At 72.2% G+C, this 13,660-nt stretch carries 11 protein-coding genes, 1 tRNA gene and 1 riboswitch; of the genes, 4 read left to right on the plus strand and 8 right to left on the minus strand.

Annotated elements, in window-relative coordinates; genetic code table 11:
• Positions 1-633: 633 nt before the first annotated feature.
• Positions 634-707: transfer RNA gene (locus tag KJS59_RS25885), tRNA-Gly, on the minus strand.
• A gap of 116 nt (positions 708-823) precedes the next feature.
• Positions 824-1,324 carry a pyridoxamine 5'-phosphate oxidase family protein gene (locus tag KJS59_RS25890; RefSeq protein WP_213455662.1) on the minus strand — a complete coding sequence of 167 codons (501 nt, stop codon included), beginning with the start codon at positions 1,322-1,324 and terminating at the stop codon, positions 824-826.
• 87 nt (positions 1,325-1,411) lie between these two features.
• Here KJS59_RS25890 and dcd point away from each other — a divergent pair, with 87 nt between their 5' ends.
• Positions 1,412-1,990, plus strand: coding sequence for a dCTP deaminase (dcd, locus tag KJS59_RS25895; protein ID WP_213455664.1), 579 nt, complete (start codon positions 1,412-1,414; stop codon positions 1,988-1,990).
• Between the two features lie 204 nt (positions 1,991-2,194).
• On the opposite strand, the gene KJS59_RS25900 is transcribed toward dcd, so the two are convergent.
• From KJS59_RS25900 to KJS59_RS25910, 3 genes are all read right to left on the minus strand, one after another.
• The gene (locus KJS59_RS25900; protein ID WP_249714900.1) at positions 2,195-3,157 is read right to left on the minus strand and encodes a C40 family peptidase; all 963 of its coding nucleotides are present in this window, start codon (positions 3,155-3,157) and stop codon (positions 2,195-2,197) included.
• Between the two features lie 67 nt (positions 3,158-3,224).
• Positions 3,225-3,386, minus strand: a riboswitch (cyclic di-AMP (ydaO/yuaA leader).
• Positions 3,387-3,679: 293 nt separating this feature from the next.
• Entirely contained in the window at positions 3,680-4,795 is a 1,116-nt protein-coding gene (locus KJS59_RS25905) for a hemolysin family protein (protein ID WP_213455668.1), read from the minus strand.
• Entirely contained in the window at positions 4,788-6,101 is a 1,314-nt protein-coding gene (locus KJS59_RS25910) for a hemolysin family protein (RefSeq protein WP_249714902.1), read from the minus strand. The genes KJS59_RS25905 and KJS59_RS25910 overlap by 8 nt, the downstream gene beginning before the upstream one ends.
• A gap of 126 nt (positions 6,102-6,227) precedes the next feature.
• Here KJS59_RS25910 and KJS59_RS25915 point away from each other — a divergent pair, with 126 nt between their 5' ends.
• Positions 6,228-6,458, plus strand: a complete 231-nt coding sequence (locus KJS59_RS25915) for a hypothetical protein (RefSeq protein WP_213455670.1) — start codon at positions 6,228-6,230, stop codon at positions 6,456-6,458.
• Here KJS59_RS25915 and KJS59_RS25920 read toward each other — a convergent pair.
• Both KJS59_RS25920 and KJS59_RS25925 read right to left on the minus strand, forming a co-directional pair.
• Positions 6,439-6,999, minus strand: coding sequence for a VanZ family protein (locus KJS59_RS25920; RefSeq protein ID WP_213455672.1), 561 nt, complete (start codon positions 6,997-6,999; stop codon positions 6,439-6,441). The two genes, KJS59_RS25915 and KJS59_RS25920, sit on opposite strands and share 20 nt — an antisense overlap.
• Before the next feature lie 82 nt (positions 7,000-7,081).
• The gene (locus tag KJS59_RS25925) at positions 7,082-9,298 is read right to left on the minus strand and encodes a heterodisulfide reductase-related iron-sulfur binding cluster (RefSeq protein WP_213455674.1); all 2,217 of its coding nucleotides are present in this window, start codon (positions 9,296-9,298) and stop codon (positions 7,082-7,084) included.
• Between the two features lie 182 nt (positions 9,299-9,480).
• Here KJS59_RS25925 and KJS59_RS25930 point away from each other — a divergent pair, with 182 nt between their 5' ends.
• On the plus strand, positions 9,481-12,225 hold the full coding sequence (locus KJS59_RS25930) for a M4 family metallopeptidase (protein WP_213455676.1): 2,745 nt from the start codon (positions 9,481-9,483) through the stop codon (positions 12,223-12,225).
• A gap of 139 nt (positions 12,226-12,364) precedes the next feature.
• Here the strand turns inward: KJS59_RS25930 and KJS59_RS25935 are convergent, their stop codons facing one another.
• Positions 12,365-12,631, minus strand: coding sequence for a cell division protein CrgA (locus KJS59_RS25935; RefSeq protein WP_213455678.1), 267 nt, complete (start codon positions 12,629-12,631; stop codon positions 12,365-12,367).
• A gap of 181 nt (positions 12,632-12,812) precedes the next feature.
• Between KJS59_RS25935 and KJS59_RS25940 the strand changes: the two genes are divergently transcribed.
• The gene (locus KJS59_RS25940; RefSeq protein ID WP_213455680.1) at positions 12,813-13,619 is read left to right on the plus strand and encodes a DUF881 domain-containing protein; all 807 of its coding nucleotides are present in this window, start codon (positions 12,813-12,815) and stop codon (positions 13,617-13,619) included.
• Positions 13,620-13,660: the final 41 nt, after the last annotated feature.

A 13,660-nucleotide genomic window follows, 5' to 3' on the forward strand; every position in this document is an offset into this window, starting at 1 on the left:
CCAGGTACTTCCGGACGGAGGACCTCTGGGAGCACCCGACGCCGGCCGCGCGAGGGCTGGATGACAAGGGTGCAATCACTTGACAGCCCGAACGGCCTCCGCTGGTGCCGACATCTCGACCACGGCGAGCCCCGCCATCCCGTACTGCCATCGACCCGCCCACCGGGGAGCGGGCCACCGCCCGGCCCGCCACGTCAAGACGGCCTTGACGGACGGAGTCGTTGCGCCCCCGCCGGAGGCGCAGTAGCCGCAACCGCGACCGCCGCCAGCTCGCCGACGCGGCCGGCGTGCGCTCCCCCACGTCGCGCGGGCTCGTGGCCGCGCGGCCCCGCCGGCTGCCGACCCAACCCCTCACCGGTCAACGCCGCTGTCGTTCTGCGGCGGCCCTCCGGGCTTCCCCGCTCTCCGCGCCAGCCGTCGGGCATCGGGCGTGACGACCGCAGAGCGACAGCGGAAGCGGCCGGCGCGTGCCCAGGCGGCGGCGCGTGCGGCCCGTCAAGGGCCGCCTTGAAGACGTACACGCAGATCAAACAGACCAAGGATCGGGCACGTAGCGGGCACGGCCAGCGCAAGAAGCGGTAGTAACGATCAAGGCCCCAGCCAGGAAACCTGTCCTGAGCTGGGGCCTTGTGCTGGAGCGGGTGAAGGGAATCGAACCCTCACTGTCAGCTTGGGAAGCTGATGTTCTGCCATTGAACTACACCCGCAAGCGGGCACTACTCTACCTGGTTCACCGCGCGCCGCGCACGCGCCCTCCCGGCGACCCCCGACACGACCCGCACGAAGAGGACCAACCGCCGGCGCGCGGGCCGGGTCGGGGCTGCTAGGAAGCTCGCGCCTGCGGGCGGCGTGCCGGGTCCCGCCAGATCTGAACGTTGGGGCGGCCGCCCGGTTCGTGGGTGCGCAGCCCGGGGCCGGCGCAGCCGTGCCGGGCGACCATGGCGACCTCCACGGTGAACTCGAACAGCCGCCAGTCCACGTCTGGAGCCGCGTGGGCGTGGGTGGCGAGGCGGCGCAGGCGCCCCGGGTCCGTGACCGGGTGGGCGCGGCCGGCGAGGTACGCCTCGTCGTCGCTGTTCTCCGGCGGGAAGGAGTGCAGCGCGTAGCGGCCGTCGCGTTCCAGGTCGCGGCGCTTCGGCGTGTCGAGGACGAAGCAGAACAGCCCCTCGTCGGTGATGACCGGGGAGACCGGGTGCACCCGGGGGCCACCGTCCGCGCGGACGGTGGCCAGGTAGCCGAGCCCCGGCCCGTACTGGGCCATGAGGGCACTGACCGCCTCGGCCAATCGGGGCGAGGCGGCGGTGAAATCCGACCAGGAAGCCATGGTCCCAGTATATCGAACACGCGTTCTAATCCGCAGCAAATGCGGGGTGTGGGCGGGCGGGAAAGGGGGGAACGTTAGTGTTCCCCCATGCTGCTCTCGGATCGCGACCTGACCGCCGAGCTCAAGGCTGGCAACCTCGCGCTGGACCCGTTCGAGCCGGCCCTGGTGCAGCCGTCCAGCATCGACGTGCGGCTGGACGGGCTGTTCCGGGTCTTCAACAATCACCTCTACACACACATCGACCCGGCGCGGCGCCAGGACGACCTGACGACCGAGGTGGAGGTGCCGGACGGGGAGCCGTTCGTGCTGCACCCGGGCGAGTTCGTGCTCGCCTCCACGGTCGAGGTGATCACGCTGGGGCGGCAACTGGCCGGGCGACTGGAGGGCAAGTCCAGCCTGGGGCGGCTGGGGCTGCTGACGCACTCCACGGCGGGCTTCATCGACCCCGGATTCTCCGGCCACGTCACGCTGGAACTGTCCAACGTGGCCACGTTGCCGATCCGGCTGTGGCCGGGCATGAAGATCGGGCAGCTGTGCATCTTCCGGCTGTCGTCCCCGGCGGAGCACCCGTACGGGGCGGAGGTCTACGGCTCGCGGTACCAGGGCCAGCGCGGCCCCACACCCAGCCGGTCGTACCAGGGCTGGCGGACCTGGCCCACCCGCTAGGCCCACGCGAGAGACCGCGACACAAGCGCCCGGAGCGACCTCGACACACCCGAGTCGACCGAGAGCCGGAACACCCGAACGAGGGCAGCGAAAGGGCCCCGACTCACGCGGGAGGCGATGAGAGGGGGCCCTTTCTTTACGGTGCCGCTTCGCGCAATGGGGGGTATCGCGCGGCGCGGCGGGCGGCCGAGGCTTGGGGGGAAGCTAACTCGGCCGGCCGAAGCCGTTCGTCGGGGCTGCGTCGATCTTCCGCATCCGGACCGGTTCGCCGGCGCGGGAGGCGTGCACGATCCAGTCGCCGCCGACGTACATGCCGACATGGTGCACGTCGCCGTAGTAGAAGACCAGGTCACCGGGGCGCAGGTTGGCCCGGCTGACCGGGGTGACCGAGCGCTTCTGGGCGGCGGCGTTGTGCGGCAGGCTCACGCCCGCGGCCGCCCAGGCCGCCATGGTGAGGCCGGAGCAGTCGTAGTGGTCCGGACCCGAGGTGCCGAACACGTAGGTCTTGCCGATCTGGGCGCAGGCGAACTTGACGGCCTTGCCGGATGCGCCACCCGGGTAGGTGAGCGGGCACGGTGCCGGGCGCAGTTCGCCGATACCGCCGGACGTACCGTACGCCTTGAGCCGCAGCGCCTGGAGATTCTTGATCTCCGCGTTGATCTGCTTCTCGCGGGCCGCCTGCTCCTTCTCGGTGGCCGCGAGCTGGGTGATCAGGGCGTCCAGGGGGGCCTTCTGCGCCTTCAGCTTCTGCTGCGCGGCGACCACCGACTGGATGCGCTTCTGCTGGTCCTTGGCGAACAGGTTCAGCATGGTCAGCTGCTCGGGCAGGTCGCCGGGGTTGCGGTTGGAGAGCAGGGCGTTGACCGCCGAGGTGGTGCCGCCGCCCTTGTACATCACGGCGGCGTAGTCACCGACCCGCCCCATCGTCAAGTTGACCTGGAGCTCCAGCGGCTGGAGCTTGCGGGTCAACTCCTGCACGGTCTTGCGCTTCGTGGCGAGCTGGGTCTTGGTCGCGTTGTGCTGTTCGATCACCGGCTCGAGCTTGTTCCACGCGGCGTCGATCTGTCGCTCCAGTTCGGCGACAGAGGGCTCCGCCTGCGCGACGCCGGGCGCGACGATCAACAACGCCAGCGCGGCCAGCAGGCCGGCGAGAACGCCACGGTGCACGGCTCGGGTTCGGTGCGGCCGGAGGGGGTACGGCCGCTGGGCATGGCTTGCCACCGAGTTCCGGACTCCTTCTTCCCTGTACCGCCTACCGGGTTAGCTGACGGGTTCGGGCGGGAAGATCGCCCTACCGGGGGCCGGTTGCGCGCCCTCGGATTCACCCCCGGCCGCGTCGGGGGACGCGGCCCGATGGTTCCCCGGTTCACGTGTGGTGATTCGGCGGTGCCGCAGCGGGGCCTCCCGGCTGGGTGACCGACGTCCGCTCGACGACAGCCAAGAGTAAAGAGATGTGTTATGTGCCGCAAGCCGCTCGCCGTGACCATTTCGGTGCGTGATTCCTCGATCGCACCACGTGTTTCGATATGTGTTTAGTTGATTCCTCCGTAGACATCGCCGATCTGGCCGGTGAACTGGTCGTTGTCCGGCAGCGCGCGCTTCCCGGCGATCCGCGGCGGGTGGTTTCTTCACAATGGACAACGATTCCGGGACCGCAATGGTTTCGCGTCGGCCACGGACGCGGCCGGGTCAGGTACGTGAACCCGGCCGGCGCGGGCCGATTCCCGTCGCCGGGCGCCCCACGCTGACCTGGTCCGCCCGGACCACCGGGCCGCCGGACCCACCGGCTCCGGCGGCCCGGGCGTGCCCCACCACCGCGGAGAGCACGTCGTCCAGCGTGATGACGCCGAGCGGCGAGCGGCCGTCGCTGACCAGGACCATGTGCCGGCGGTCCCGGCGCATCGCCAGCAGCAGATCGGCGAGGGTGCTCTCGGGCGGCACGACGGCGAGCGGGCGCAGCAGCTCCGACGGGATGGGTTGGCGGCGGCGCGCCCCCGAGTAGCCCAGCACGTCCTTCACGTGTACGAAGCCGAGCACCCGGCGGGTGGCCCGCTGCACCACCGGGAAGCGGGACCGGCCGGTGCGGGTGGCGAGCACCTCCAGCGTGGCCGGCGAGACGTCCTCCGGCACGGTGGTGACCCGGGACCAGGGCAGCAGCGCGTCGGCGGCGGTGCGCTGGTTCAGCGCGAGCGCCCCGGTGATCCGCGCGTGCTCCTCCGAGCCGAGCAGCCCCTCGGTGCGCGCCTGGGACACCAGGCCGGCCAGTTCCTCGGCGGTGAACACCGTCTTCACCGCGTCCGCCGCCTCGATCCGCCAGATCTTCAGCACCATCCGGGCCGCCCACTTCATCGCCACCAGCAGCGGCTTCGTGGCCAGGCAGAACGCCAGCATGAGCGGGCCCAGGACCAGCGCCGAGGCCTCCGGCCCGGCCAGGGTGATGTTTTTGGGCACCATCTCGCCGACGACCGTGTGCGTGAACGTGATGACGCCGAGGGCCAGCACGAGCGCCACCGGGTGGACCGCGTTGGCCGGCATGCCCGCGGCGGCGAACGGCGGCTCCAGCAGATGCGCGAACGCCGGCTCGGCGATCGCGCCGAGGCCCAGCGTGCAGACCGTGATGCCGAGCTGCGCCCCGGCGATCATCAGCGGGATCTGGCTCATCGCCGACAGCGCCCAGCGGGCCCGCCGGGATGTGGCGGACATCGGCTCGAGCACCGTGCGTCGGGACGCGATCAGCGCGAACTCGCTGCCCACGAAGAACGCGTTGCCCAGCAGCAGAACGACCGCGATCAGGAGGTTAATCATCGTCCTCCGCCGGCCCAACGGCCCGGACCTGCTCGATCCGGTGCCGGTCCACCTCGACGACCGTGAACTCCCAGCCGTCGCAGTCCACCGACTCGCCGACCAGGGGGATCCGCCCGAGGCGGGCCATCAGGAAGCCGGCGAGGGTCTCGTACGGCCCCTCGGGCAGCCGGAAGCCGGTCTGCTCGGCCAACTCGTCCTCGCGCAGCACCCCGTCGACCAGGAAGGTGCGCTCGCCGCCCGGCGCGGTCAGGTCCACCGCCTGAGCGATCACCGCCTCCGGGTCGAACTCGTCGGCGATCTCACCGACCAACTCCTCCACCAGATCCTCGATCGTGACCACGCCGTCTGTGCCGCCGTACTCGTCCACCACGATCGCCAGGTCGGCGCCGGCCGCCCGGAGGGCCGCCAGCACGTTGTCCAGGTCCAGGCTCTCGGGTACCGAGACCGGCTCCAGGGCGACGGCCGCGACCCGGGTGCGGGTGCGGGCCGGCGGCGGTACCCCCAACGCCTCGATCACGCCGGCCACGCCGGTGACCTGGTCCAGCGTCTCCTCGTAGATCGGGAACCGGCTGCGCCCGGTCCGCTCCGCGATGGCCAGCAGCTCGGCGACGGTGGCGTCGGCGCGCAGCCCGATGACGTCCACCCGGGGGGTCATCGCCTCGGCGGCCCGCTTGTCCGCGAACCGGATGGTGCGCTGCAGCAGCGTCGCCGTCTCGGGCGGCAGCTTCCCGGCCCGGGCCGAAATCACCGCGAGCAGCCCCAACTCCTCCGGGGAGCGGGCGCTGGCCAGCTCCTCCTGCGGCTCGATGCCCAGCCGCCGCACCAGCCAGTTCGCGGAGTTGTTGAGGGCCCGGATGAGCCAGCTGAACACCCGGGTGAACGCGCGCATCGGACCCGCCGCGACCAGCGCCGCCGGCATCGGCCGGGCCAGCGCGGCGTTCTTCGGCACCAGCTCGCCGAACAGCATCGACAGCAGGGTCGCCAGGCCCAGCGCGAGCAGGTGCGACAGGTTGCGCGGGTTGTCGGACACCAGCCGGGCGAGGGGCGCGACCAGCCGGGACAGCGCCGGCTCGGCCAGGTAACCGGTGAGCAGCGCGGTGATCGTGATCCCCAACTGGGCGCCGGAGAGCTGGAAGGACAGCTCGCGCAGCGCCCGCCGGACCGTGCGGGCCCGGCGGTCGCCACCGTCCGCGCGCCGGTCGATGTCGGCCCGGTCGACGGTCACCAGCCCGAACTCGGCCACGACGAAGAACGCGTTGCCCGCCGTCAGCAGCGCGAAAGCGGCCAGCGGCAGGATCGCGGTCAAGAACAGGCCGTCGATGGGACCATCACCTCGGCACGATTCTCCCACGCCCACCCTTCGGGGACTTGTGTCCCGGGTGGATGGTGGGAATGCTAGGTCCCCGGCGGATGGACGATCCGGGAGGGACGCGTGGGTTTCCTGGCGGGCGGGCTGGTCGGCCTGCTGGCGGGCTTCATCGGCGGGCGCCTCACCGAGCGCACGAGGCGCGCCCGCGCCGACTACCGCGCCGGCCGGGGCGCGGTGCCGGGGTTGCGGAAGGCCGCGTGGGGCCACCTGGAGAAGGCCGTCCGGGTGTGGGCCGTCGTCGGCATCGTGCTCGCCGCCGTCGTCGTCTACCTCGTCAAGTATCCGACGTCCTGACCGGCGGCCGGAGCAGACGCGCCAGGGCCAGCACCGCGGCGCCGCCGAGCGCGCCGAGCACCGCACCGGTCGCGTTGTTCACCCAGTCGTAGCCGTCGCAGGTGCGCCCGGCGCCGGTCAGCACCTGGGTCACCTCGATCAGCACCGGCGCCGTGGCGGTCACCGCGCCGGCCAGGACCGGCCGGCGGCTGGCGAGCACGGCGAAGAACGCCAGGGGGACGAACATGGCAATGTTGCCCACCCGCTCCCCCCGTCCGGCGGCGAAGTCGAACGCGAAGGCCAGGCCGCGCGGGTCCACGAGGCTGCGGGCACAGGCGCCGAGGGCGGCGGCGTCCGGGCCGCGCACCGCGGCGCCCGGCGCCGGGGGCAGCGTCATCGCGGCCACGGCGGCGCCGCTGAGCAGGGTCAGCACGGTGGGCAGGAGCGGCCAGCGCAGCCGGCGGGCGAGCGGCCGGGCCGCGGCGAGCGCGACCGCCACGAAGACGGTGGCCAGGACCGGGGTCCGCGGGTCGGCCAGGAACATCCGCGCCCAGCCGAGCACCCGATCACCCCACTCACCCAGCGTCAGCCCGCCCCGCGCGACGCGACCGGTCGAGGCTACGGGCCGGTGCCGGTGCGGTCAGTCAGGAGCCCGACACCGGCGCGGCGGCGGCCGGCCCATCCTCCGGGCGGACCGCCCGCAGCAGCACCGAGGCCACGTCCACCACCTCGACGTCCTGGTCCGCCGCGCCGGACGCCTTCTTGCCGGTCACCCCGTCGCCGAGCATCGTGAAGCAGAACGGGCAGCCGACCGCGATGGTCTTCGCGCCGGTGGCGAGCGCCTCCTCGACGCGCTCCACGTTGATCCGCTTACCGATCCGCTCCTCCATCCACATTCGGGCGCCACCCGCGCCGCAGCAGAAGGAGCGCTCGCTGTTGCGCGGCATCTCGACAAGGCCGCCGGCGCGGTCCGCCGAGGACGGCGCCCCCGAGCCGGCTCGGACGGCGGAGCCGAGCACCTCGCGCGGCGGCGTGTACACCTGGTTGTGCCGGCCCAGGTAGCACGGGTCGTGGTAGGTCACCCCGCCGTCGATCGGCTGGACCGGCGTCAGCCGGCCGGTCGCGACCAGGTGGGACAGCAACTGGGTGTGGTGTATCACCTCGTACTGGCCGCCGAGCTGCCCGTACTCGTTGCCCAGCGTGTTGAAGCAGTGCGGGCAACTGGCCACGATCTTCTTGACGCCCGCCTCGTTCAGCGTCTCGACGTTCTGCTGCGCGAGCAGCTGGAAGACGAACTCGTTGCCGATCCGGCGCGCCGGGTCGCCGGTGCAGGTCTCGCCGTTGCCGAGGATGGCGAAGTCCACGCCGGCTTCGTGCAGCAGCGTGGCCACCGCCCGGGTGGTCTTCTTCGCCCGGTCCTCGAACGCGCCGGCGCAGCCGACCCAGAACAGGTACTCGAAGTCCTCTCCCGAGTCGGCGCGCTTGACCTCGAAGTCCAGCCCCCTGGTCCAGTCCTCGCGGGTGTTCGGCGGCGCGCCCCACGGGTTGCCCTTGTTCTCCAGGTTGCGCAGCATCACGCCGGCCTCGCTGGGGAAGCTGGACTCGATCATCACCTGGTACCGGCGCATGTCGACGATGTGATCGACGTGCTCGATGTCCACCGGGCACTGCTCCACGCAGGCGCCGCAGGTGGTGCAGGACCACAGCACGTCCGGGTCGATGATGCCGCCGACGTCCGCGCCGCCGACCAGCGGGCGCTCCGCCTCGGCCAGGGCCAGCACGTTCACCCCGGCCAACTGCTCCCGGGTGGCCTGCTCCTCACCGGTCAGGTCCTTGCCGCCGCCGGCCAGCAGGTACGGGGCCTTGGCGTAGGCGTGGTCGCGCAGCGAGAGCACGAGCAGCTTCGGCGACAGCGGCTTGCCGGTGTTCCAGGCCGGGCACTGGGACTGGCACCGCCCACACTCGGTGCAGGTGCTGAAGTCCAGCAGGCCCTTCCAGGTGAACTGCTCGACCTGGGCCACGCCGAACTGGTCCTTCTCCGGGTCCGCCTCCTCGAAGTCCAGCGGCTTGCCGTCGCTCATCATCGGCCGCAGCGCGCCGAGCGAGGGCGCCCCGGACGGGTTGCGCTTGAAGAAGATGTTCGGGAAGGCCAGGAAGCGGTGCCAGGCCACGCCCATCGTGACGTTGAGGGCGATGGTGATCAGCCAGGTCATCGAGATAACGATTTTGATGGCGGCGGCCGCGCTGACCCCGCCCGACCAGGCCGGCAGCGCGGCGCCGACCGCGTGGCTGACCGGCGTGGCCCAGGCCGGGTGCGCGAAGCCGCCGGTCGCGACCTGGAACCCGCGGATCAGGAACCCGCAGATCAGCACCGCGAGCACCACGTACTCGACGAAGTACCCCTGCCACATGGTGGACCCGGTGAACCGGGACCGGCCGGAGCGGGCGGGCCGGTTGGCCAGCCGGATGCCGATCAGGACGAGGATGCCGAGCAGGCCGAACACGCCGAGCCACTCGGTGACGAACCCGTACGCCGCCCAGCCGCCGATCAGCGGCAGGTGGCCGGCGGCGGAGCCGACCTCGAAGTACGCCTCCAGCACCAGCAGCGAGAGCACGATGAAGGCGATCATGACGAACCAGTGGGCGGCGCCGGCCACGCTCCACTTGAGCATCCGGGTGTGCCCGAACGTCTCCCGCAGCATGGTGACCGTGCGGGCGCCCTGGTCGCCGAACCGCTCCGGGTCGGGGCGGCCGAGCCGGATCACCTCGGTCATCTTCAGCACGGCCCGCACCGCCAGCACCACCGCGACCGCGGTCACCAGCGCCGCGACCACCGTGGCGACGATCTGGACAGGTCCCATCTGCAAGCCTCCCGGACTGCTCCGTACGGGCCAGCCTACCCACGTTAGTTACCCACCAGTAACGTGCGGCTTCCCGCAAGCTTGCGCCGGCGGCCCAGGATGACCTTAAGCCAACAGTCGGATGCGTCGTCCGTCGTGCGGTCCCTAGACTCGCGCGGTCACAGGGAAAACGGGGAGGAACTTTGCGACCACGCACGCGCGCGGCCGGCGTCATCGCCTGCGCCGCGATAGCCGCATTAGGCGTCACCGCGGCGGCCGGGAGTCCCGGCGAGCCCGGCCGGCCCGGTGGGCCGCTGGCGGCGGATTCCAACATCGGCATCGGCGAGCCGCAGACCGACCGGGGCGCGCAGAACCCCCTGCCGGCCGACCCGGCCGAGAAGATCGGCACGGTGCCGGTCGTCGCCAAGCGGGGCCCCGCCCCCACGCCGTCCTCGGCGCTGCGCGAGCTGCGGTCCGCGCCCAAGCCGCCCGCGGTCCGGCTGGACTCCGCCGGGCGGATCCGGACGGTCACCGCGCCGGCGGGCCACGAACTGAAGCCCCCCGGCACGCCCGCCGGCGCCGAGTCCGCCGTGGTCGCGGACACCTTCGTGCGGCGATACGCGCCGGCCTTCGGGGTCTCCTCCGCCACGACGATGACCAAGGTGGGCACCATCACCCTGCCCGGCGGCGACACCGTCATCCGGTACAACCAGTACGCCGCCAGCCTGCCGGTACTCGGCGGCCAGGTCGTGGTGACCGTGAACCGCCGGGGCGTCGTCGGCGCCACCGCCGAGGCCACCCCGGCGGCGCCGGTCGCCATCGCGGCGTCCGTCCCGGCCCCCGCCGCCGCTCAGACCGCCATCGCCACGGCCGCCGCCCGCTACCAGCTGGCCGCCGGCACCCTGCACACCGACCGCCCGAAACTCTGGCTGTACGACCCGCGCCTGGTGGACGGGCCCGGCCCGGCCGAACTGCGGCCGACGTGGCAGGTCACGGTGCACGACACCCCGGGCAGCGCGGGACACGGCCGCGGTGATGTCTACGTGGACGGGCTGACCGGCCAGGTCACGATGGTCATCGACGGCCACCGGGAGGTCCGCGACCGGCTCGTCTGCGACCTGAAGAACGCCGCCGTCGACCTGAACGTCCGGGAGCGGTACCGGTGCGACGGGTTCACCGGCAGCGTCGCCGTCGCCCGCCGCGAGGGCGGGGCCGCCAGTTCGATCGCCGACGTGAACACCGTCTACGACAACCTCGGCAAGGCGTACGACTTCTTCAAGAACAAGGTCGGCCGGGACTCGTTCGACGGCCGGGGCGGGCAGATCCGGGCCACCGTGCGGGCCTGCTACCGGGCGGCGGACGGCAGCGCGTGCCCGTACCGGAACGCGTTCTGGGAGGGCACCCAGTTCGTCTTCGGCACCGGGCTGACCGTCGACGACATCACCGCGCACGAGTTCACCCACGGCGTCACCGAGCACACCTCGAACCTGATCTACTGGCGCCAGTCCGGCGCGATCAACGAGGCGCTCTCGGACATCTTCGGCCAGTTCGTCGACCTCCAGACCCCCGCCGACGACGCCGGCGCGGCCCACTGGCAGATCGGCGAGGACTCGGTTGTCGGCCCGATCCGGGACATGGCGAACCCGACCCTGTTCCGCCAGCCCGACCGGTACTCCAGCGACTACTGGGATCTGGACCCGGACGGCTACCGGGACAACGGCGGCGTGCACACCAACTCCGGGGTGGCGAACAAGGCGGCGTACCTGATCGTCAGCGGCGGCACCTTCAACGGGCAGACGATCGCCTCGATCGGCACCAACGAACTGAACGCGATCGACAAGTCCGCGCTGCTCTGGTACCGGGTGCAGAACCTGCTGCCGTCCGGGGCGGACTACCGGGACCTGGGCGCCACGCTCAGCTCCGCCTGCCGGGCCCTGGTGGGCTACGCCGGCTTCACCGCCACCAACTGCACCCAGGTCGACAAGGCGGTCACGGCGACCGAGATGGACATGGCGCCCGAGACCGGCGGGCACGGCGCCGCCGAGGCGCCCGAGTGCGCCAGCCCGGGCCAGCCCACCCGGAGTCTGTACTACGACGGCATGGAGCGGGCCGGCACCGGGTGGCTGCGCAGCAACACCGGCGTCTGGGCGTACTCGCCGTCGGCGCAGGTGCCGTTCACCTACGCGGCAGCCGGGAAGGGTTCGCTGAACGGGTACGCGTACCCGGGTAACGGCGCCAACGGCACGACCGCCGAGATGCGGGAGCCGGTCACCCTGCCCGCCGGAACCAGCTACCTGCGGTTCGCGCACAGCCTGGACTCGAACGGCCCGGCCGGCGGGATCCAGGTGCAGGTGAACACCGGTGGTGGATGGAGCAACCTGACCGCGCCGTCGACCGGCATCCCGCAGAGCGGCGGGCTGATCGCGACCCCGATCACCACGCAGGGGTTCGGCTCGACCCGCTTCGATCTGACCGCGTACGCCGGGCAGGACGTCCGGTTCCGGTTCCAGGTGAAGGCGGCGTCGGGCCAGTACCTCGACTGGTACGTGGACGAGTTCTCGATCTACCAGTGCCAGACCGCCGTGGGCGAGCCCCGGACCGTGAATGCCCGGTTGACCTCGGACAAGACCGGCGCCACGGTCACCTGGGACGCGCCCCGGTACGCCGGGCCGGGCGTGGCCCGGTACGAGGTGCTGGTGACCCCGGCGCCGGCCGGCAGCACGGACGGCGCCTACACCACCACCGCGCCGAGCCTCACCCTGACCGGGCTGGACCCGGCCGTCGGGTACCTGCTCTCGGTGCGGGCCGTGGGTACGGACGGCGTGGCCGGGGTGGGGGTCTCCGCCGAGCCGCTCAGCGGGGAGCCGCCGATCGGGTGCACGACCGCCTGCCGCCCACCGGCGGGCGATCCGCCGCGGCCGCTGCCGCCGGTACCCCCGGTGAAGTAGCGCGACAGGTACGACAAGGGCGGGTGCGGCGATACCGCACCCGCCCTTTCGCGCTATTCGGGCATTGCCCACATTGTGGATAAGCCCTGTGGATAACGGCGGCGGTGCCGCCGGCCGCTGCGGGCCGGCACCGCGTGGCTCAGCGCCAGCGGGACAGGATGCCCAGCGCGGCGACCATGCCGCCGAAGCCGACCGCCAGGTTCCAGTACTTCCAGCTCGCCACCGGGTACGCGCCCTCGGAGAGGTAGTACACCACCAGCCAGCCGATGCCGAGCACGATCAGCGCCACCGCGGTGATGGGCAGCGCGACGTGACTCGGCTTCTTGCGGACCGCCGTGGTCGTCGCCGGCCGCACGTCCGCCGGGGGCGTGTAGACCTTCTTCTTGCGGACTGTGGACTTCGGCACGGCGCACTCCTGGAGGGGAACTGGCACGAACGTCGTCGGCCCCGGACGCCCGACGGAGCCCGGCACCCGTGGTGACGAATAATGTTCGACGACTAGCGTAGTCAAATCGGCGGGCCATGGCACCATCGGGGCCAAATACCGGACCGCCGGGCGGGCGGCCGAACCGCCACAGGGAGGTGTGATGCAGTACACATCCAGCGCCTCCTCGTGGCGCACCGTGCTCCGCCGGGCCCGGCGCGGGCTGCTCCCCCGGCCCAGCGAGCGGCGGACCGGGTGGTCGCTCGGGGTGCCCCTGATCGCCCTGGCCGCCGGCCTGTTGTTCACCACCACCGCCACCACCGCCGGCGGCACCTCCCTACGGGACGACCGCCGCCCCCAACTCGCCCAGCTCATCGAGGAGCGGCGCAAGCAGGTGGCGAGCGAGGACGCCCAGGCGGCGGCCCTGCGGCAGCGGGTGGAGGCGGCGACCAACGCCATCGCCGGCTCCGACCGGCCGATCGCGGAGCAGCGGGCGCGCAGCGACCGGGAACGGACCGCCGCCGGCTTCAGCGCCCTGCACGGCCCCGGGCTCACCGTCCAGCTCAACGACGCCCCGCAGCGCGCCGACGGCAGCAAGCCGGCCGGCGCCACCAACGACGACCTCGTGGTCCACGAGGCGGACGTGCGTGCCGTGGTCAACGCGCTGTGGGCCGGCGGCGCCGAGGCCATGTCGATCATGGGCGTGCGGGTGATCAACACGAGCGCGGTCCGCTGCGTCGGCAACACCCTCCTGCTCCACGGCAGGGTGTACTCGCCCCCGTTCGTCATCACCGCCATCGGCGATGCGGGCCGGATGCGGCAGGCTCTGAACGCGGCCGAAAACGTGCAGTGGTTCCGGGAGGCCGCCCGCGACTACGGTCTGGGTTACACCGAGAAGGTGGAGACGGACGTGACGGTGCCGGCATACCAGGACTCCGGCACCCTCCGGTACGCAGAGGTGGTGCGATGACCGAAACGCGGCCGGGCGACGACCCTCCGCGCCCCTCCAGC

It is taken from the genome of Rhizomonospora bruguierae (assembly GCF_018397995.1).
GTDB lineage: Bacteria > Actinomycetota > Actinomycetes > Mycobacteriales > Micromonosporaceae > Rhizomonospora > Rhizomonospora bruguierae.

Bases quoted from the DNA above. Each gene is read 5' to 3' on its own strand.
- KJS59_RS25905 (WP_213455668.1), bottom strand. From the start codon at position 4,795: ATGATTAACCTCCTGATCGCGGTCGTTCTGCTGCTGGGCAACGCGTTC.
- KJS59_RS25940 (WP_213455680.1), top strand. From the start codon at position 12,813: ATGCAGTACACATCCAGCGCCTCCTCGTGGCGCACCGTGCTCCGCCGG.
- KJS59_RS25925 (WP_213455674.1), bottom strand. From the start codon at position 9,298: ATGGGACCTGTCCAGATCGTCGCCACGGTGGTCGCGGCGCTGGTGACC.
- dcd (WP_213455664.1), top strand. From the start codon at position 1,412: ATGCTGCTCTCGGATCGCGACCTGACCGCCGAGCTCAAGGCTGGCAAC.
- KJS59_RS25890 (WP_213455662.1), bottom strand. From the start codon at position 1,324: ATGGCTTCCTGGTCGGATTTCACCGCCGCCTCGCCCCGATTGGCCGAG.